This is a genomic window from Oerskovia douganii (genome assembly GCF_015142735.1).
Classification (GTDB): domain Bacteria; phylum Actinomycetota; class Actinomycetes; order Actinomycetales; family Cellulomonadaceae; genus Oerskovia; species Oerskovia douganii.
On the sequence record NZ_JACSPN010000012.1, the window covers coordinates 72,149 to 91,498 of the forward strand.

The following is a 19,350-nucleotide window of genomic DNA, read 5'->3' on the forward strand; positions in this document are numbered from 1 at the left end:
CACCGTCCTGCCTGGGCCTGGGCCTGGGCCTGGGCCGCTGCCGCCCGAGACGCCCCGACCCACGCCCACCCCACGCCCGGTCCCTGGCGTGGGGTGGGCGTGGGTGAACGGGCCGTCGGGCCGTTGAGCAGGGGACTTGGCTTCCCTGGCGCCCGCCGATATCGTGTCCGATGCTTCGTCTCGCACGGTTCCTCCCGCATGGGAGGCTCGTCCGTTCTGCGCGGTGCAGCGTGTTCCTGTTCGTCTGTGCCGCTCCGGTCACCTGTGGTGCCCCGCGGTTCTCGGTAGTGGAGGTCCGGTGGAGACGACGCCCTCGTCCTCTGACTCCCGTCGCGCGCGACGCGAGGCGGAGACCGGGCACAGGGGACGCCGTCGGACGGAGATCCCCTCCCACCAGCGCTGGGCGCCGCGCATGGCGGTCCTCGGGACCCTCGCGGTCGCGACCATCGCGATGCCCCTGTCGGCCGGCGCGCAGGACGGTCCCGCCGCACCGTACGGTCCGGACGGGCGGCCGATCGGGCCGAGCGCCCTGGACCTCGTGAACAACCCGACCGCCTCCGAGCCCACGTCGGAGTACGTGGCCTCGGCCCCCAAGATCGACGGGCGGGTGCAGGCGGCGAGCCGTTCGGTCGAGCGCGCGCCCCTGCCGAACTGCGACCCGGCGGTCGTGACGACGAGCACCAACGGCAACCTCTCGGCCCACGAGCTGTGCGACCTGTGGCAGGCGGGCGAGTCCCTGCGCCCGGACGCCGCGGTGGCGCTCTCGGCCATGAACGAGGCCTTCCGCGCGACCTTCGGGCGCGACATGTGCCTGGTCTCGAGCTATCGGACGCTGGCGTCGCAGGTCTCTCTCAAGGGGTCGCGCGGCGCGTTCGCGGCCAAGCCCGGGACGTCCTTCCACGGTTGGGGCCTCGCGATCGACCTGTGCTCGATGGAGACGGGGAACCGCGAGGTCTACACGTGGATCAACCAGAACGGCGTGCTGTACGGCTGGGCCAACCCGGCGTGGGCCAAGCGCGGCGGCGGCGGCGCGTACGAGCCGTGGCACTTCGAGTTCACCGAGGGTGTCATCGAGCACGGCGGCCTGCTCTGACGGGTCTCGTCAGATCCGGTTGACCCAGGACTCGGCCAGCGCCTCGGCCTCGATGTCCAGCTCGCGCAGGACGCGGCGCATCACGGTCTCGTTCAGGCGGCCGGCGTCGCGCTCGTCCACGAGGACCTGACGCTGGGCCCTGTTCATGTCGGCGCGCAGCGCGTTGAGCCGTCGCAGGTCCTCGGGCTGGTCGCCGTGGCGTGCCACGGGGAAGGCGCGCCCTCCCGTGGGCCGCGCCCGGGCGTGGGGCGGCTCGGGCGGGTCCTCGATCTCGGACTCGGGGGAGATGAGGCGTGCCGCGGCGCTCGCCCGGGCGACGAGGGCCGCGGACATGGCCTCTCGTGTCGCCTCGGCCTTCTCCTCGCCGATCACAGGGGCCCACTCCCTGGTCGCGCGGGCGATCTCGTGGGCCTGCGCCTCGGCCATGAGCCGTCTGACCCGCGCCTCCTCGACGGCGTCGCTCGCTGCCTCGTCCTCACCGCCGACGCCGAGCCGCCGGATGACCCAGGGGAGGGTCACGCCCTGCAGCAGGAGCGTCCCGATCGCGACCGTGAAGGCCGCGAGCTGGATCGTGGCCCGGCCGGGGAACTCGGCGCCGCCGAGCGTCACGGGGATGGCGGCCGCGGCGGCGAGCGTCACGACACCGCGCATCCCGGCTGCCGAGACCACGAGGGACTCGCGCCAGCCGAGCGCGTCGGCGCGCGAGCGTCGCGACCCGGGCAGGTGCACGCGGTCGAGCCAGGACGTGGCGAAGACGTACACGGGTCGGATCGCCATGGTGACCGCGAGGGCGGCGAGGGAGACCCAGACGGCCGTGCGGAGCCCTTCGTCGGACGTCACGACCGTCTCGACCACGAACTTGAGCTGGAGGCCGATGAGCGCGAACGTGATGGCCTCGAGCAGCAGGTCGAGGCTGTCCCACAGCGGCTCCTCGACGAGTCGGGTCTCGAAGCCCGCGGTCGGTGCGGTGTGCCCCAGGTAGAGGCCTGCGGCGACGACCGCGAGGACGCCCGAGCCGCTGAGCTCCTCGGCGATCCAGTAGGCCGCGAACGGGAGGATGATCCCCGCGACGCTCGTCAGGAGCGGGTCGGCGAGCCGGAGCCTGGCGGCGTGCATCCCGATGCCCATGACGAGCCCGATCCCCACGCCGACCACGACCGCGAGCGCGAAGACCCCGATGCCCTCGGTCCAGACCCAGGCGCCCGTCGCGACCCCTGCGAGCGCGACCTTGTAGAGCGTGAGCGAGGTCGCGTCGTTGATGAGGCTCTCGCCGCCCAGGAGCGTCATGACGCGGCGGGGCAGGCCGAGCCGCCGGCCGACCGCGGCGGCCGAGACGGCGTCGGGCGGGGCGACCACGGCGCCCAGGACGAGCGCCGCGGCGAACGGGAGGTCGGGGAGCAGCATCGTCGCGACCCAGGCCACGGCGAGCGCCGTGACGACCACGAGCCCGACGCCCAGGCGCACGATCGCGTTGAGCGACGTGCGGAAGTCCTGGTAGGAGCTCCCGGTGGCCGCCGAGAAGAGCAGCGGCGGCAGGATGATGCCGAGCAGCACCTCGGGGGGAAGCTCGATGTGCGGGACCACCGGGATCAGCGAGACGCCCAGTCCCACCACGACGAGCAGGAGGGGGGCGGGCAGGTCCCAGTGCCGGGCGACGGCCGTGACGGCCAGGGCACCGGTGATGACCAGGAGTACGACGGCCTCGTCCATGACCTGCATTCTCCGTCGCACCGGCCGGGACGGCGCGGTGGAGCCCGACGGCGTGCTCCCCGCGGGGTGCGCGCCGCACCCCGCGTGTCAATCAGTTCTTGACAGGCGCGTAGTGTCAAGCCAGAGTTGACGCATGAGGACCTGGTGGCGAGACGCGACGGACGCTCCGGCGTCGGGCATCGACGAGAGGGGCGGACGATGAGCGACGTGCCCGCCTGGGGGAGCATCGAGCCGGGCGACGCCCGGCGCTCGCTCGACGACCTGCTCGCCGAGGCCGTGACCGCCGCAGACCCCGGCATCGGCGACCGCATCACGACGGACCCCGGAGCGCACCTCGAGCTCGTCGCGCTCACGGCGCGTGCGAGCGCCGCGGCCGAGTCGCTGCTCGCGACGGCCGTGTCGTCCGCGCGTTCGGCAGGGCACAGCTGGGAGGCGATCGGGAAGACCCTCGGGATCTCGAGGCAGGCCGCGCAGCAGCGTTTCGGCCGGCCGGTCGGGCCCGGAGCGCCCGGCACCGTCCAGGACCTCGCCGCAGGGGCGGAGGTCGGCGACACCCGGATCCTCTCGCCCGTCACGGCCGTGACCGAGATGGCCGCGCTCGAGGCCTACGGGCGCAAGGGCTGGCGCTCGACCGGGTTCGGGGCGGGCTTCCACCGGCTCGTGCGGACCACGACGCAGTGGGAGCACACGCGCGTGTACGTCCTGGGGGCGAGCAGGTTCGGTCTCGAGGCCGACGGGTGGGAGCGGATCGGGACGTGGTTCCCGTGGGTCTACTACGCGCGCAGCCTGGGGGTCGCCCCTGCCGGGGGAGACCGGGTCGTCGTGGACGGCCCGCACCTCGTGGGGGACGGGACCTGAGCGGTCGCGCCCCTGCCCGGGCTACTCCCCGGGCAGGTGCGCGTTGTGCCCGAAGTCCTGGCGGAACCGCGGCCCGGAGACCGCGAGCTCCGCGGCGAAGGACCCGGCCCAGGCCGAGTACGGGGTGTGCGAGAGAGAGTCGTTGGAGAAGCGACGGTCGTCGGTGATCTCGGTGACGCAGAACGACGGGATCTGGAGGTCCACGACCGGACCCGACCGCTCGCACTCCGCGATCACGAGCGGGTGGTTCGCGCCCCCGAAAACGTCGATGACCCAGCCGTCCGCCCCGAGCCACGCCGAGTAGCGGTTCTTCACGACGCGTCCGCCGCCCCGCCGGATCATCTCGACCCCGACGTTCACGTCGATCTCGCGCTCGGCCTCGTACCGGGTGCCACCGACCTGCGGCCCCTTGACGGTCAGGGCGCAGAAGTCGAACGCGTACCGGTCCAGGACGCTCAGGGGAGACGTCCTGCCGCTGAGCTCGGCGGCCGTCGCGCTCGCCTGGGCGCGCAGGCGCAGCGCATAGCCGTCCTCGGCCAGGAAGTAGCTCTGCACGATGAGCGCGGGCGCGTCGAGCAGGTCCACCGGGACGTCCTTCACCAGGAAGCGCCGCTCGAACTCGAAGTCTCCGTTACCGCCGTCCGTCATGGGACATACGGTACGCGTCCGCGCACGTCACGGCCGGATCTGGGCGTGCGGGTACGCGGCCTCGCGGTGCTGGAACTCGAGCACCGCGGGGTTGACGACCACGCCGTCGCGGATCTCGATCGCACGGCGGACCGTCTCGTTCTCCTCCCACCCGGCCGGGCCCGCCATGACCACCGGGAGGAACGGCAGGACGGCCGAGCTGATCTCCCACGTCGCCGAGTTCCACAGGTAGGACGGGCTGTGGTCGACCGCGTAGTAGCTGACGTTCTCACCGACCGTGACGAGGGGCTCGGCGAACGTCGTCGAGCGCGCCCAGTCGAACGCCATGCCCTCGTCGCACGAGACGTCGACGATCAGGCTGCCCGGTCGGAACGCGCCCAGGTCCGAGGTCCGCAGGTACAGCAGCGGCGCGTTGGGGTCCTGGAGCGTGCAGTTGACGACGACGTCGCTCTCGGCGAGGAACGGCGCCAGCGGGAGCCTCCCCTCGTCGGTGATGACCTCGCTGAGGTAGGGCGCGTCGTCGTGGTCGAACTGGACGATCTGCGCCGAGTGGATGGGGGCGGCGACCGCGGCGACGCGGCGGTTGGTCAGCACGCGGACGTCGTGGATCCCGTGCGCGTTGAGCGCGGTGACCGCGCCACGGGCCGTGGCGCCGAACCCGATCACGACGGCCGTCAGGCGCCGGCCGTAGTCGCCCGTCGACCCGCACAGCTCGAGCGCGTGCAGGACCGAGGAGTAGCCGGCCATCTCGTTGTTCTTGTGGAAGACGTGCAGGCCGAACCCGCCGTCGGAGGCCCAGTGGTGCATGGCCTCGAACGCGACGAGCGTGAGCCGCCGGTCGATCGCGACCTGGGTCAGGGCCTCGTCCTGGACGCAGTGCGGCCAGCCCCACAGGGTCTGCCCGGGGCGAAGGTCGAGCAGGTCCTCGACCTGGGGCTTGGGCAGCAGGACCACGTCGGCGGCCTCGACGACCTCGGCCCGGGAGCCGAGGGCGCGCACCCAGGGGGCGATCTGCTCGTCGCTCACCCCGAAGCGCTCGCCGTACCCGCGCTCGACGACGATGCGCGCCCGGAGCTCCGGTGCGATGCGTTCGAGGTGGTCCGGGTGCAGGGGGAGCCTGCGCTCGTCGGGCTTCCGCGACGCTCCGAGGAGGCCCAGGATGGTGTCGTTCGATGCTGTTGTCACGCTTGTCCCGTCAACGAGACCACGGTGGCCCAGTACTGCGGACGCTACACGGGTGCGGGGAGCACCCCGACCAGCCCCCCGGCCCCGGGGCCCCGACGACGCCGTCCCGGGCACGACGAAGCCCCTGGACCGAAGGGTCCAGGGGCTTGGTCTGCGGTGCCCTCGATAGGACTCGAACCTACGACCTTCTGCTCCGGAGGCAGACGCTCTATCCACTGAGCTACGAGGGCAGCATGCGTTCGCTCTGACGAGCATCCGGCACGGTGCACGAGACTACCAGTCTCCGGAGGGTTCGTGCTCCCACCTGTTCCCACCTGCCGCGATCCGCACGCGACACCCGGGCCCGGTGGGGGCGGGGTGACCGGACTCACCAGTCCGGGGAGCGCTCCGGGACCGGTGCCCGGGGCGACCGGTGCGTACCCTCCTGGAGTGGATCGCCAGGACTCGAGCTCGACCCCCGACAGCACCCTCCGGCCGTGGAAGGGGAGGTTCGTCGTCCTTGCCGGGATCGTCCTCGCGGCCTTCAACCTGCGGATCGCGGTCGCCTCGGTCTCCCCGATCCTGGACGTGGTCCGGACCGACATCGACCTGAGCGACCAGGTGGCCGGGCTGCTGGGCACGGTCCCCGTGATCGCGTTCGCGGTCTTCGGCTCCCTCGTCCCCGTCCTCTCGCGGAGGTTCGGCCTCGAGCCCACGCTCGTGGCCGCGCTGGTCGTGAGCTCGGTCGGGGAGATCCTGCGGTCGCTGTCGAGCACGGCCCCGTCCTTCCTGGTGTGGACCGCGGTGGCGCTGGCGGGCATGGGCATGGGCAACGTGCTGCTACCACCCCTGGTCAAGCGGTACTTCCCGGACCGGATCGGTGCGGTGACAGCGGCGTACACCGTGACGCTGTCGCTGAGCACGGCGATCCCGCCGCTCCTCGTGGTCGGCATCGCGTCCTCGCTCGGCTGGCGTCCTGCCCTGGGCGGGTGGGCGCTCGTGGGGCTGCTCGCGGCCGTGCCGTGGACCGTGGTGATCGCCCGATCGGCGCGCGCCCGGGCCGAGCTCGCGTCGGTGCTCGAGCACTCACCCGAGCACACCGCGGGCCTGGACGGCCGCCACCGCCACGAGGGTCGCGCCTGGCGCAGCCCGCTCGCGTGGGGCATCGCGGTCATGTTCGGTCTCAACTCGCTCAACACCTACGTCATGTTCGCGTGGCTGCCGCACGTCCTGATCGACGCGGGGATGTCGGAGCCCGTCGCGGCGAGCGCGCTCGCGCTGTACGCGTTCGTCGGCATGCCCATGTCGATCGTCACGCCGCTGCTCGCGGCCCGGATGCGCAACCCGTACCCGCTCGTGGTGCTCTTCGTCGCGATGCTCGCGGTCGGCTACGGCGGGCTCATGGGCGGCCAGGCCGGCCCCGCGACGTGGGTGTGGGTCGTGCTCGCCGGGCTGGGGGCCTCGACGTTCCCGCTCGGGCTCGCGCTCATCAACCTGCGCAGCCGCACGTCGGCCGGGGCCGTCGCGCTGTCCGGGTTCGTGCAGGGCGTCGGGTACCTCCTCGCAGGGGCCGGGCCCCTGACCGCGGGCATCCTCTACGGGCGCAGCGGTTCGTGGGACAGCACGTTCGTCTTCCTGTTCGGCACGCTCGTCGTGATCCTCGTCGCGGCCGTCGCGGGCTGCCGTCCGGTGATGATCGAGGACACGTGGGCTCGGCGCGCCCGCCGGGGGCGCCCCTCGACCACGGCTGCGGACGTCGACACAAAGCCCTAGCGTCCCTCGCTAGAATCGTCGGGTGACCCCGAACGAGCTCTCCCAAGCGCTCAGCGCTGCCCTGGCCTCCGCCGTCGCCGACGGCACCCTCGCCCTGCCTGCCGACGCGGTGCCCACGTCGGTCCACGTCGAGCGACCCCGCCAGCGCGAGCACGGCGACTGGGCCACGAACGTCGCCCTGCAGCTCGCGAAGAAGGCCGGCGTCGCCCCGCGCGTCCTGGCCGAGGACCTCGCGCAGCGTCTCGCCGCGCACCCGGGCATCAAGTCCGTGGACATCGCGGGACCGGGCTTCCTGAACATCACGCTCGACGCGGCCGCCGCGGGCGAGCTCGCCCGCACGATCCTCGCGCAGGGCGCGACCTACGGGAACAACGACTCCGAGGCCGGCACGCGCATCAACCTCGAGTTCGTCTCGGCGAACCCCACGGGCCCCATCCACATCGGTGGCGTGCGCTGGGCCGCGGTGGGGGACTCGCTGGCCCGCGTGCTGCAGGCGTCCGGCGCCGAGGTCACGCGCGAGTACTACTTCAACGACCACGGCGCGCAGATCGACCGCTTCGCGCGCTCGCTGCTCGCGCGTGCCAAGGGCCAGGAGGCTCCCGAGGACGGCTATGGCGGCCAGTACATCTCGGAGATCGCGGAGGCCGTCATCGCCGACGCGGTCGCGGCGGGAGACCCGGACCCGCGCACGCTGCCCGACGACGAGGCCCAGGAGGTCTTCCGGGCGCGCGGCGTCGAGCGGATGTTCGACGAGATCCGGGCCGCGCTGCACGACTTCGGCGTCGACTTCGACGTGTACTTCCACGAGGACTCGCTGCACGAGTCGGGCGCGGTCGAGCGCGCGGTCCAGCGTCTGCGCGAGGGCGGTCACGTGTTCGAGGCCGACGGCGCGACGTGGCTGCGCACGACCGACTTCGGCGACGACAAGGACCGCGTCATCATCAAGTCGGACGGCGAGGCGGCGTACATCGCGGGCGACATCGCGTACTACCTCGACAAGCGCGATCGCGGCTTCGACGACGTCATCATCATGCTCGGTGCGGACCACCACGGGTACGTGAGCCGCATGATGGCGGTGTGCGCGGCGTTCGGCGACCAGCCGGGCAAGAACCTCCAGATCCTCATCGGCCAGATGGTCAACCTGGTCAAGGACGGCCAGCCGGTCCGCATGTCCAAGCGTGCCGGGACCGTCGTGACGCTCGAGGACCTGGTCGACGCCGTGGGCGTGGACGCCGCGCGCTACTCGCTCGCCCGCTCCTCGACCGACTCGAGCATCGACCTGGACCTCGACCTGCTGTCCAGGGCGACCAACGAGAACCCGGTCTTCTACGTGCAGTACGCGCACGCCCGCACGGCGAACGTCGCGCGCAACGCGCAGGCGCACGGGGTCTCGCGCTTCCGTGAGGACGGGAGCGAGGCGTTCGACCCGTCGCTCCTGACGCACGAGACCGAGTCGGTCCTGCTGGGCGCGCTCACCGAGTTCCCGCGCGTGGTCGCCCAGGCGGCCGAGCTGCGCGAGCCGCACCGTGTCGCGCGCTACCTCGAGGCGCTCGCGGGCGACTACCACTCCTGGTACCACGAGTGCCGCGTGACGCCGCTGGGCGACGAGGAGGTCACGGACGTGCACCGCACGCGCCTGTGGCTCAACGACGCGACGCGTCAGGTGCTCGCCAACGGCCTGGGTCTGCTCGGGGTGTCTGCGCCGGAGCGCATGTGAGCGCGGCGGCCGCCGCCGGCCCGACGACGTCGCCCACCTTCTCGCCGACCGGCACGTTCGTGCCGGGCGAGCCGTGGTCGAGCGGCGTGCGCCGCGGGCCGGACGGCGCGCTGAGCGTCGGGGGGGTCGACGTGCGTGAGCTCGCGGCTGCCCAGGGCACGCCGGCGTACGTCCTCGACGAGGCCGACCTGCGCGAGCGGGCACGGTCCTACCGGCGGGCTTTCGAGACCGCGTTCGCCGAGGTCGGTGCGGGCGTCGACGTCTACTACGCGGGCAAGGCGTTCCTGTCGGTCGCGGTGGCACGCTGGCTCCACGCCGAGGGGCTGCGGATCGACACCGCGACGGGCGGAGAGCTCGCGGTCGCGCTGCGTGCGGGGGTGCCCGGCGAGCACGTCGGACTGCACGGCAACAACAAGTCGGACGCGGAGATCGCGCGTGCGCTCGACGCGGGCGTGGGCCGGATCATCGTGGACTCGCTCGTCGAGGTCGAGCGCGTGGCGGCCGCGGCCAGGGCGCGCGGCGGGGCTCCGGCCCCGGTCATGCTCCGCGTGACCACGGGCGTGCACGCGGGCGGGCACGAGTACATCTCGACTGCGCACGAGGACCAGAAGTTCGGGCTCTCGCTCGCGACGGCCCCTGGTGCGCAGGACGAGGACAGCCCGGCCATGACCGCGCTCCTCGCGGTGCTCGCGCACCCCGAGCTCGAGCTGCTGGGCATCCACTCGCACATCGGGTCGCAGATCCTCGACCCGTCGGGCTTCGAGGTCGCGGCGCGCAAGGTCCTCGAGCTGCGGGCAGCGCTCGCAGCGCGCACGGGCTTCCTCGTCCCCGAGGTGGACCTGGGCGGCGGGTACGGCATCGCCTACCTGCCGGGCGAGGTCTCGCTCGACCCCGACCGCATCGCGAAGGACATCGCTGCCTCGGTCGCGGCCACGTCGGCGGAGCTGGGGACGCCGTTGCCACGCTTCTCGATCGAGCCTGGTCGGGCGATCGTCGGTCCCGCGGGGCTGACGCTCTACACGGTCGGCACGGTCAAGCCCGTGCGCGTCGCGGGGGGCGGTGCCGGGCCGGAGGCCGAGACCTTCGTCCGCACGTACGTCTCGATCGACGGCGGCATGAGCGACAACATCCGCCCGGCCCTGTACGGCGCGGACTACCACGCCGAGCTCGCGAACCGTCTCTCGGACGCGGCGCCCGTGCTCGCTCGGGTGGTCGGCAAGCACTGCGAGAGCGGCGACATCGTGGTCCACGAGGTGCTGCTCCCGGGCGACGTGCGGGCCGGCGACCTGCTGGCCGTCCCCGCGACGGGTGCCTACGGCCGTTCGATGGCCTCGAACTACAACCACGTGCCCCGGCCCCCGGTCGTGGCCGTGGCGGAGGGTGAGACCAGGGTCCTGGTCCGGCGCGAGACGGAGGACGACCTGCTCGCGCTCGACCTGGGCTGACGGCGCGGGGCCTCGGCGCGCGCACCGTGGAACGGTGCTCACGCACTCGTATCCTGAGACGAGCGCCCAGGATCCGGGCAACCGGGCGAGGATCGACAGGCTCGGACCGACGGGTCGGGACGTGCGGCACGGGGTGCCGCGGTCCGCCAGGGTCAGGCAGTCCCTCCGACGCGACCGCGTCCGGCAGGGACCCGAGAACGACGGCACCGCTGACCGTGCGGGCCGGGTGATGGAGGAGGAGCTTCGTGGGAGCCAGCCAGCAGGAGCAAGGTCCGCTGCGCGTCGCGCTGCTCGGGTGCGGCGTCGTCGGGTCCGAGGTGGCCCGGCTGCTGACGCAGCAGAGCGCCGACCTCGCCTCGCGCGTCGGGGCGCCGCTCGAGCTCGTGGGGATCGCGGTGCGCGACGCGTCGGCCCCGCGCCCCCTCGCGGAGTCGGTCGACCGCTCGCTGCTCACCGAGGACGCCGAGGGGCTCGTCACGCGCGCCGACATCGTCATCGAGGTCATGGGCGGGATCGAGCCGGCCCGCTCGCTGCTCCTGCGGGCGATCGAGGCGGGTGCCGCCGTCGTGACCGCGAACAAGGCGCTCCTGGCCGAGGACGGCCCCACCCTCTACAAGGCCGCGGACACCGCGGGCGTCGACATCTACTTCGAGGCCGCCGTCGCGGGTGCCATCCCGATCGTCCGCCCGGTCCGCGAGTCGCTCGCGGGCGACCACGTGCGACGCATCCTGGGCATCGTCAACGGGACCACGAACTACGTCCTGGACCAGATGGCGAGCACGGGCATGTCGTTCGACGACGCCGTGAAGCAGGCCCAGGACCTGGGCTACGCCGAGGCAGACCCGACCGCCGACGTCGAGGGCTTCGACGCAGCGGCCAAGGCCGCGATCCTCGCGAGCCTCGCGTTCCACACGCGCGTCTCGCTCGAGGACGTCGCGCGCGAGGGCATCACGGCCATCACGGCCGACGACGTCGCGTGGGCCGCGCAGACCGGTCACGTCATCAAGCTGCTCGCCATCGCGGAGGCCGTGACGGGGGACGACGGTGCGCACGGGGTCTCGGTGCGCGTGCACCCGGCCCTCGTCCCGCTCACGCATCCCCTCGCCGGGGTCCGGGGGGCCTTCAACGCGGTCTTCGTCGAGGCCGACGCCGCGGGCGAGCTCATGTTCTACGGTCGCGGCGCGGGAGGCTCGCCCACGGCCTCGGCGGTCCTGGGCGACGTCGTGTCGGCCGCGCGTCACCGGGTGCTGGGGGGCAAGGGCCCCGAGGAGTCGATCTACGCCGCGCTGCCGATCCTGCCCGCCAGCACAGCGGTGACGCGCTACCAGGTCCGCCTCGCGGTCGACGACCGCCCCGGCGTCCTGGCCCAGGTGGCGCAGGTGCTCGCCTCGAAGGGCGTCTCGATCGAGGCCGTCCGCCAGCCGTCCGAACCGTCCGACGGCACCCAGGGCGACGGGCCGACCGGCGTCGCGCACCTCGTCATCACGACCCACGCCGCAGCGGAGGCCGCGCTCGCCGCGACGGTCGACGCGATCGCGGTGCTCGAACCCGTCCGAGAGATCACGTCCGTCCTGAGAGTCGAGGGAGCCTGATGGCCCACCAGTGGCGAGGCATCATCGCCGAGTACGCCGACCGCATGCCCGCCCACGTCACCGAGCGCATCGTGACGCTCGGCGAGGGCGGCACGCCCCTCGTCGAGGCGCCCGCGCTCTCGGCCCGGACCGGGGCCCAGGTCTTCCTCAAGGTCGAGGGCATGAACCCGACCGCGTCGTTCAAGGACCGCGGCATGACCGCCGCGATCTCCTCGGCCGCGGGCCGGGGGGCGAAGGTCGTGGTGTGCGCCTCGACGGGCAACACGTCGGCGTCGGCCGCCGCGTACGCGACCAAGGCCGGCATGGTCTGCGCCGTCCTCGTCCCGGACGGCAAGATCGCGATGGGCAAGCTGAGCCAGGCCATCGCGCACGGCGCCAGGCTGCTCCAGGTCGACGGCAACTTCGACGACTGCCTGGTTGCGGCACGCAAGCTCGCCGAGGCCTACCCGGTCGAGCTCGTCAACTCGGTGAACCCGGACCGCATCGAGGGCCAGAAGACCGGCGCGTTCGAGATCGTCGACGCCCTGGGCGACGCCCCCGACATCCACGCGCTGCCCGTGGGCAACGCAGGCAACATCACGGCGTACTGGAAGGGCTTCCGCGAGTACGCGGGCCTGGGCGACCCCGACGCCCCCGGCGCGCACCTGCCCGCGGTCTCCACGCGGACCCCGGTCATGTGGGGCTTCCAGGCTGCCGGCGCGGCACCGATCGTCGCGGGCCACCCCATCACGCACCCCGAGACCATCGCGACCGCGATCCGCATCGGCAACCCCGCGTCGTGGGCCCAGGCAGAGGCCGCGCGCGACGAGTCGGGCGGCGTCATCGAGGCCGTGACCGACGAGCAGATCCTCGCGGCGCACCGCATCCTGTCGGCCGAGGCCGGCGTGTTCGTCGAGCCGGGCTCCGCGGCCGGCGTCGCGGGCATCCTCTCGCGCGCCGAGCGCGGCCTCGTGCCCGCCGGTGCGCGCATCGTCGTGACGGTCACGGGGCACGGCCTCAAGGACCCGCAGTGGGCGCTCAAGACGCTCGACGGCGCCGACGTTGCCCCGGTCCGGGTGAGCGCCGACGTCGTCTCGATCGCCGACGCGCTCGAGCTCGGCTGACCCGGCCGCCGCCAGACCCGACGCCCGTCCCGTCCGGCCCCGGCGCCCCAGCGGCGCGGGGGCGGCACCCGTCCCGGGCCCGCCCGCCCGTCCCTGAAGAGAGGTCCGCGAGATGCAGCTCGGAGCCGACCATGTGCGCGTGCGTGTGCCCGCGACGAGCGCGAACCTGGGGCCGGGCTTCGACGCCCTGGGGCTCGCGCTCGCCCGCTACGACGTGCTCGAGGTCCAGGCGCTCGGCAACGGCGACGTGGTCGTCGACGTCCAGGGCGAGGGCGCCGGGGAGGTCCCGGGCGACGAGCGGCACCTGGTCGTGCGCGCGCTGCGCGCGGCGCTCGACCTGGTCGGCGCCCCGCAGACGGGCCTGCACCTGACCTGCACCAACGCGATCCCGCACGGGCGCGGCCTCGGATCCTCCGCGGCGGCCGTCGTCGCGGGGATCGTCGCGGCGCGCGCGCTCGTCGCCGACCCCGCCGCGCTCGACGACGCGACCGTCCTGCGGCTCGCGACCGAGTTCGAGGGGCATCCCGACAACGCGGCCCCCGCAATCTACGGGGGAGCGACGATCGCGTGGACCAGCACGGTCGAGGGGCAGGAGGGCGCGCACGCGGTGCGTCTCGACGTCCACCCCGACATCGAGGCCACGGTCCTGGTCCCGACGATCCGGCTCGCGACGAGCCGGGCCCGTGGCGTCCTGCCGGAGACGGTGCCCCACGCCGACGCCGCGCTCAACGCCGGCCGGGCCGCGTTGCTCGTCGAGGCCCTCACGCGTTCTCCCCAGCACCTGTTCGAGGCGACCGAGGACAGGCTCCACCAGGAGTACCGGGCGGGCGTCATGTCGGCGTCCTGGGAGCTCGTGCGGGCGCTGCGCGCCGACGGGCTGGCCGCGACCATCTCGGGTGCGGGGCCGACCGTCCTGCTCCTCGGGAGCGTCGCGGACCGGGAGCGGGCGGACCGGGTGCTGCGCGACCTGCTGCACGGCTCCGACCGGTGGCGTGCCTACCGTCCCGGGATCGACCTGGGCGGTGTGCGTTCGGAGCGCGTCCTGGGCACGACGCACGCGACGGGCGCGCCCCGCCGAGAGGTGCGCTGACCGCTTCTCGGGGCGCGACGCCGACCCGTGGGAGGACTGGTCCGCACGAGGTCCACGGATGGTAGAATCCATTGAGCCTTCGCAGGTTCATGATGATGCCTCGGTGATTCCCTCGACGAGTACCCGCCGAGTCCCCGGGCATCGGCAGAGCAACCACTGACTGCGACTCAGACCCCGCGAGAAGGCAATCCAGCCCACGTCAGCTGACGTCGTCGTACCACTGACGCGTGGTTCCACTGCGTTCCGGCCGTCACGTGCCGAGCGTCGATCACCCGCGGCCCACCCCTCGAACCGAGACAAGTGGGCGCAAACGAGGGGAAGGGTCCTTCGTGACAGACACCACCGACACCGCCCGTGCAGGCGCACTCTCGACGCTGCGCCTCCCCGAGCTGCAGGCACTCGCCTCGCAGCTCGGTGTGAAGGGCACGTCCAAGATGCGCAAGAGCGATCTTGTCGACGTCATCCGTACCACCTCCGGCGAGAAGAGCGCTTCCGAGCGCCCCGCCGGCGGGTCCGACTCCGCGCGCCGCGCGCCGGAGAGGGACACCCGGACCGAGAAGGTCGTCGTGCAGCCGGCCGTCGAGGTGCCCGCGCGTGCAGCGACCGAGAGCGTCGAGCGCCCGCGTCGGGAGCGGGGCGAGCGTTCCGCCCGCGCCGACCAGGCCGCCGACATCGTCGCCCCGCTCCTCGAGCAGGGCGGGCGTGCCGCCCGGACGGACGGCGAGCACCGCGCCGCCGGGGGAGAGACCCCGGACGAGCGTGCCGCGCGTGCCGCGGCGGCGGTCGGCCTGGTGACCGGCGCGGCTCCCGAGCGCGGCTCGCGTCGTTCCGGTCGGGGCGCCGGTGCCCCGCGCGGCGGCGACGTCGAGGCCGGTCGCGAGCCCGCACCCGAGGGCGCGAGCACCCACCGCGGTGAGCGTCAGGGCCAGCAGGGCCAGCAGGGCCCGCAGGACCGCCAGAGCGGCCAGCAGGAGCGACAGGCCGACCGCCAGGGCGGCCAGCGCCAGCGCGACCAGCAGGGCCAGCGCGACCAGCAGGGCCAGGGCGCCCGCCAGGGCGAGCAGTCGCAGGGCGGCCAGCGCGACCAGCAGGGCCAGGGCAACCGCCAGAACGACGAGTACGACGAGCGCGGCGGCCGCCGCCGTCGGGGTCGTGACCGCAACCGCGACCGGGACCGCAAGCGCGGACGCAGCCGGGGCGGGAACATCGACGTCGCGGGCCTCGACGACATCGAGGTGACCGAGGACGACGTGCTGCTGCCCGTGGCGGGCATCCTCGACGTGCTCGACCAGTACGCGTTCGTGCGCACGAGCGGCTACCTGCCCGGGCCGAACGACGTCTACGTCTCGCTCGGCCAGGTCAAGAAGTCGGGGCTGCGCCGCGGAGACGCGATCGTCGGTGCGGTGCGTCAGCCCCGCGACGGCGAGTCGTTCCAGCAGACCGGTCCGCGCAACCAGAAGTTCAACGCGCTGGTCCGGCTCGACTCGGTCAACGGCATGTCGCCGGAGGCCGCGCGCAACCGCGCCGAGTTCAACAAGCTCACGCCGCTCTACCCGCAGGAGCGCCTGCGCCTCGAGACGGGCGAGGTGGGTCGTCTCACGCCGCGCGTGATCGACATCGTCGCCCCGATCGGCAAGGGCCAGCGTGGTCTGATCGTCGCCCCGCCCAAGGCGGGCAAGACGATCATCATGCAGCAGATCGCGAACGCGATCACGACGAACAACCCTGAGGTCCACCTCATGGTCGTGCTCGTGGACGAGCGACCTGAAGAGGTCACGGACATGGAGCGGACGGTCAAGGGCGAGGTCATCGCCTCGACGTTCGACCGCCCCGCGTCCGACCACACGATCGTCGCCGAGCTCGCGATCGAGCGCGCCAAGCGCCTCGTGGAGCTGGGCCAGGACGTCGTCGTGCTGCTCGACTCGCTCACGCGTCTGTCGCGCGCCTACAACCTGGCTGCCCCGGCCTCCGGGCGCATCCTGTCGGGTGGTGTCGACGCCTCGGCGCTGTACCCGCCCAAGCGCTTCTTCGGTGCCGCTCGCAACATCGAGAACGGCGGGTCGCTCACGATCCTCGCCTCGGCGCTCGTCGAGACCGGCTCCAAGATGGACGAGGTCATCTTCGAGGAGTTCAAGGGCACCGGGAACATGGAGCTCCGGCTCTCCCGCTCGCTCGCGGACAAGCGCATCTTCCCGGCCGTGGACGTCAACGCGTCCGGTACGCGGCGCGAGGAGATCCTCATGCCGCAGGACGAGCTCCGCATCGTCTACAAGCTGCGTCGCGTGATGGGAGCGCTCGACCAGCAGCAGGCGATCGAGCTGCTGCTCGGCAAGCTCAAGGAGACCAAGTCCAACGTCGAGTTCCTGCTCCAGGTGCAGAAGACCACACCTGGCGGCATCAGCAACGACGAAGAGGTCGGTCGCGCCGTCTGATCCACCGTGGGCCGTCCGCCCCCGTCCTCGCGGGCGGGCGGCCCACGAGTTTCCCTTGTGCCGGACCCGTCTGGCACAATGTCCTGTTGGTTTCCCCGTCCCCGGTTCACGGCTGCTGTCCGCAGGCGACCCGGGGGCACCCCATTGAGGAGAGTCCTGTGAAGGCTGATATCCACCCCGAGTACGTCGTGACCGAGGTGACCTGCACCTGCGGTTCCACGTTCGTCACGCGCAGCACCGAGAAGTCCGGGCGCATCTCGTCCGACGTCTGCTCGGCCTGCCACCCGTTCTACACGGGCAAGCAGAAGATCCTCGACACCGGTGGCCGCGTGGCCCGCTTCGAGGCTCGTTACGGCAAGAAGGCCGCCGACAAGTAGCGACTCTCCAGCGCCGGTGGTCCGGGCGTCCGTCAACCTCTCCAGGGGCAGGCGGAGCGCTCGTTCCACCGGCGCTGTCGTCTTGTCCGGTGCCGACGTCCGGCGCCACGGCCCCGACCGACGGTGCCGGACGTGCCGGACGGACCGGACGCACCGGACCGAGCCGCGCTCGGCCGGACAGCCCCACCACCCACCCTCTCGTCAGGACACCCTCGTGACCGAGTCCTTTGCCGCCGTCGAACACCTGCTCGCCGAGCACGCCGAGATCGAGACGCTGCTCGCCGACCCCGCGGTCCACGCGGACGCCGGCCGGGCGCGCACGCTCGGGCGCCGGTACGCCGAGCTGGGCCAGGTCGTCGCGGCCTACCGCGCGTGGCGCGACGCGACCGACGACGTCGAGGCCGCGGCCGAGCTCGCTGCCGAGGATGCGTCCTTCGCCGCCGAGCTGCCCGCGCTCCAGGCGACGGCTGCGGCCGCGACCGAGAAGCTGCGCAGGGTCCTCGTGCCGCGCGACCCCGACGACGGACGCGACGTGATCCTCGAGATCAAGGCGGGCGAGGGCGGCGAGGAGTCCGCGCTGTTCGCGGGGGACCTGCTGCGCATGTACCTGCGCTACGCCGAGCGCCGGGGCTGGAAGACCGAGGTCATCGAGGCCACGGAGTCGGACCTCGGCGGCTACAAGGACGTCCAGGTCGCGGTCAAGGCGCGAGCGGGCTCCACGGACCCCGCGGACGGCGTGTGGGCCAACCTCAAGTACGAGGGCGGTGTCCACCGCGTCCAGCGCGTGCCCGTGACCGAGTCGCAGGGCCGCATCCACACCTCGGCCGCGGGCGTGCTCGTGTTCCCCGAGGTCGAGGACGCGGGCGAGATCGAGATCGACCAGAACGAGCTCCGCATCGACGTGTACCGGTCGTCGGGCCCCGGCGGGCAGTCGGTCAACACGACGGACTCCGCGGTGCGCATCACGCACCTGCCCACGGGGATCACGGTCTCGATGCAGAACGAGAAGTCCCAGCTCCAGAACCGCGAGCAGGCCATGCGCGTGCTGCGCGCGCGGCTCCTGGCCGCGCGCCAGGAGGAGGAGGCGGCCGCCGCGAACGACCTGCGCCGCTCCCAGGTGCGCACGGTCGACCGTTCCGAGCGCATCCGGACCTACAACTACCCGGAGAACCGGATCGCGGACCACCGCACGGGCTACAAGGCGTACAACCTGGACCAGGTCCTCGACGGCGACCTGGAGCCCGTGATCCGGTCGGCCATCGACGCCGACGAGGCGGCGCGCCTCGCCGCCGCGGCGTCGTGACCTCCGCGGAGGTCCCGCCCCGGACCCCCGGCTCCTCGTCCGTCGACCTGCCCGACGACGTCTCGCGCCTCGTGCGCGAGGCTGCGGCCAGGCTGGGGCGAGCCGGGATCGACACGCCCCGCGTGGACGCCGAGCTGCTGCTCGCGCACGCCGCGGGCGTCCCGCGCGAGCGGGTCGTGTCGGCTGCGGTCCTGGGTCGACCCGTGGGGACCCTGCTGCCCGACCCCGTGGACGGGGACCCGGCGCCCCGCACCTCGGCCGACGTGCTCGGCGACCTCGCGCGCCTGCTCGACGCCCGCGCCGCGCGCGTCCCGCTCCAGCACCTCACGGGCACCGCTCCGTTCCGCCACCTCGACCTCGTCGTGGGCCCCGGCGTGTTCGTCCCGCGCCCCGAGACCGAGCAGGTCGCGCAGGTAGCGGTCGACGAGGCTCTCGCGGTCGCCGCCCGCAGCTCGCGGGCCCCCGTCGTCGTGGACCTGTGCACGGGGTCGGGCGCGATCGCCCTGGCCGTCGCGACCGAGGTCCCCGGGGCGCTCGTGCACGCCGTCGAGCTCGACCGCGCCGCCCACGCCTGGGCCGAGCGCAACGTGGCCCGCGTCCGCGAGGCGAGCGGCGCCGTCGTGCAGCTCGTCCGGGGGGACGCCCGGACCGCGCTCACCGCGCTCGACGGGTCGTGCGACGTCGTCGTCTCCAACCCGCCCTACGTGCCGCCCGACGCGGTCCCGCACGACCCCGAGGTCGCCCTGCACGACCCGCAGGTCGCGCTCTACGGGCTCGGCGAGGACGGCCTCGAGGTGCCGCGCGGCGTGACCCGTGCGGCCGCGCGGCTGCTGACCGACGGCGGTCTCTACGTCATGGAGCACGCCGAGGTCCAGGCGGCTGCCGTGCGAGAGATGGTCGCCGCGGTCGGTGGTTTCGAGGACATCAGGACCGCCCACGACCTCACGGGCAGACCCCGCATGGTCGTGGCCCGCCGCTCGCGGGCGACGACGGGCACGACCGCCGCACCAGCGGACCCTTCGGACATGGAAGACTGAGAAGCGTG

General features: G+C 73.2%; 15 protein-coding genes and 1 tRNA gene. 12 read left to right on the forward strand and 4 right to left on the reverse strand.

All coding sequences use genetic code 11. From position 1 onward, the window contains the following. Positions 1–412 precede the first annotated feature (412 nt). A complete protein-coding gene (locus tag H9623_RS10560; RefSeq protein WP_193720007.1) occupies positions 413–1,093 on the forward strand; it encodes a M15 family metallopeptidase in 681 nt (226 codons plus the stop codon). Positions 1,094–1,102: 9 nt separating this feature from the next. Here H9623_RS10560 and H9623_RS10565 read toward each other — a convergent pair whose 3' ends face one another. Then, a complete protein-coding gene (locus tag H9623_RS10565; RefSeq protein ID WP_193720008.1) occupies positions 1,103–2,803 on the reverse strand; it encodes a cation:proton antiporter in 1,701 nt (566 codons plus the stop codon). Between the two features lie 198 nt (positions 2,804–3,001). Between H9623_RS10565 and H9623_RS10570 the strand changes: the two genes are divergently transcribed. Continuing rightward, positions 3,002–3,661: a hypothetical protein gene (locus H9623_RS10570; protein ID WP_227748493.1), complete on the forward strand. Its 660-nt coding sequence runs from the start codon at positions 3,002–3,004 to the stop codon at positions 3,659–3,661. Between the two features lie 21 nt (positions 3,662–3,682). Here the strand turns inward: H9623_RS10570 and H9623_RS10575 are convergent, their stop codons facing one another. The 3 genes from H9623_RS10575 to H9623_RS10585 form a co-directional block, all read right to left on the reverse strand. Beyond that, positions 3,683–4,309, reverse strand: coding sequence for a CYTH domain-containing protein (locus H9623_RS10575; protein ID WP_193720009.1), 627 nt, complete (start codon positions 4,307–4,309; stop codon positions 3,683–3,685). A gap of 27 nt (positions 4,310–4,336) precedes the next feature. After that, complete coding sequence (locus H9623_RS10580) at positions 4,337–5,494, reverse strand: N(5)-(carboxyethyl)ornithine synthase (protein WP_193720010.1); 1,158 nt, start codon at positions 5,492–5,494, stop codon at positions 4,337–4,339. Between the two features lie 157 nt (positions 5,495–5,651). Further along, positions 5,652–5,724, reverse strand: a tRNA-Arg gene (locus tag H9623_RS10585). 199 nt (positions 5,725–5,923) lie between these two features. Between H9623_RS10585 and H9623_RS10590 the strand changes: the two genes are divergently transcribed. The 10 genes from H9623_RS10590 to prmC all read left to right on the forward strand — a co-directional run bounded on the left by H9623_RS10590 (position 5,924) and on the right by prmC (position 19,342). Then, positions 5,924–7,246, forward strand: coding sequence for an MFS transporter (locus H9623_RS10590; protein WP_193720011.1), 1,323 nt, complete (start codon positions 5,924–5,926; stop codon positions 7,244–7,246). A 22-nt stretch (positions 7,247–7,268) separates the two neighbouring features. Next, positions 7,269–8,963 (forward strand): arginine--tRNA ligase, encoded by a 1,695-nt coding sequence (argS, locus tag H9623_RS10595; protein ID WP_193720012.1) that lies wholly within the window; start codon positions 7,269–7,271, stop codon positions 8,961–8,963. Further along, positions 8,960–10,408 (forward strand): diaminopimelate decarboxylase, encoded by a 1,449-nt coding sequence (gene lysA, locus H9623_RS10600; protein ID WP_407671897.1) that lies wholly within the window; start codon positions 8,960–8,962, stop codon positions 10,406–10,408. The genes argS and lysA overlap by 4 nt, the downstream gene beginning before the upstream one ends. Before the next feature lie 245 nt (positions 10,409–10,653). Next, a complete protein-coding gene (locus H9623_RS10605) occupies positions 10,654–12,000 on the forward strand; it encodes a homoserine dehydrogenase (RefSeq protein WP_193720013.1) in 1,347 nt (448 codons plus the stop codon). Beyond that, on the forward strand, positions 12,000–13,103 hold the full coding sequence (gene thrC / locus H9623_RS10610) for a threonine synthase (RefSeq protein WP_193720014.1): 1,104 nt from the start codon (positions 12,000–12,002) through the stop codon (positions 13,101–13,103). Before H9623_RS10605 ends, thrC begins: the two co-directional genes overlap by 1 nt. A gap of 112 nt (positions 13,104–13,215) precedes the next feature. Further along, positions 13,216–14,193: a homoserine kinase gene (gene thrB / locus H9623_RS10615; protein ID WP_193720015.1), complete on the forward strand. Its 978-nt coding sequence runs from the start codon at positions 13,216–13,218 to the stop codon at positions 14,191–14,193. A 329-nt stretch (positions 14,194–14,522) separates the two neighbouring features. After that, positions 14,523–16,625 carry a transcription termination factor Rho gene (gene rho, locus H9623_RS10620; RefSeq protein ID WP_193720016.1) on the forward strand — a complete coding sequence of 701 codons (2,103 nt, stop codon included), beginning with the start codon at positions 14,523–14,525 and terminating at the stop codon, positions 16,623–16,625. Positions 16,626–16,783: 158 nt separating this feature from the next. Further along, the gene (gene rpmE / locus H9623_RS10625; RefSeq protein ID WP_030149966.1) at positions 16,784–17,002 is read left to right on the forward strand and encodes a 50S ribosomal protein L31; all 219 of its coding nucleotides are present in this window, start codon (positions 16,784–16,786) and stop codon (positions 17,000–17,002) included. 214 nt (positions 17,003–17,216) lie between these two features. Then, a complete protein-coding gene (gene prfA, locus H9623_RS10630) occupies positions 17,217–18,305 on the forward strand; it encodes a peptide chain release factor 1 (RefSeq protein WP_193720017.1) in 1,089 nt (362 codons plus the stop codon). A gap of 47 nt (positions 18,306–18,352) precedes the next feature. Continuing rightward, entirely contained in the window at positions 18,353–19,342 is a 990-nt protein-coding gene (prmC, locus tag H9623_RS10635) for a peptide chain release factor N(5)-glutamine methyltransferase (RefSeq protein ID WP_193720047.1), read from the forward strand. The last annotated feature ends 8 nt before the right edge of the window (positions 19,343–19,350 follow it).

Excerpts from the sequence above, each read along its gene's own strand:
- H9623_RS10570 (WP_227748493.1), top strand. The coding sequence starts at position 3,002 with ATGAGCGACGTGCCCGCCTGGGGGAGCATCGAGCCGGGCGACGCCCGG.
- thrB (WP_193720015.1), top strand. The coding sequence starts at position 13,216 with ATGCAGCTCGGAGCCGACCATGTGCGCGTGCGTGTGCCCGCGACGAGC.
- H9623_RS10575 (WP_193720009.1), bottom strand. The coding sequence starts at position 4,309 with ATGACGGACGGCGGTAACGGAGACTTCGAGTTCGAGCGGCGCTTCCTG.
- thrC (WP_193720014.1), top strand. The coding sequence starts at position 12,000 with ATGGCCCACCAGTGGCGAGGCATCATCGCCGAGTACGCCGACCGCATG.
- H9623_RS10565 (WP_193720008.1), bottom strand. The coding sequence starts at position 2,803 with ATGGACGAGGCCGTCGTACTCCTGGTCATCACCGGTGCCCTGGCCGTC.
- H9623_RS10560 (WP_193720007.1), top strand. The coding sequence starts at position 413 with ATGGCGGTCCTCGGGACCCTCGCGGTCGCGACCATCGCGATGCCCCTG.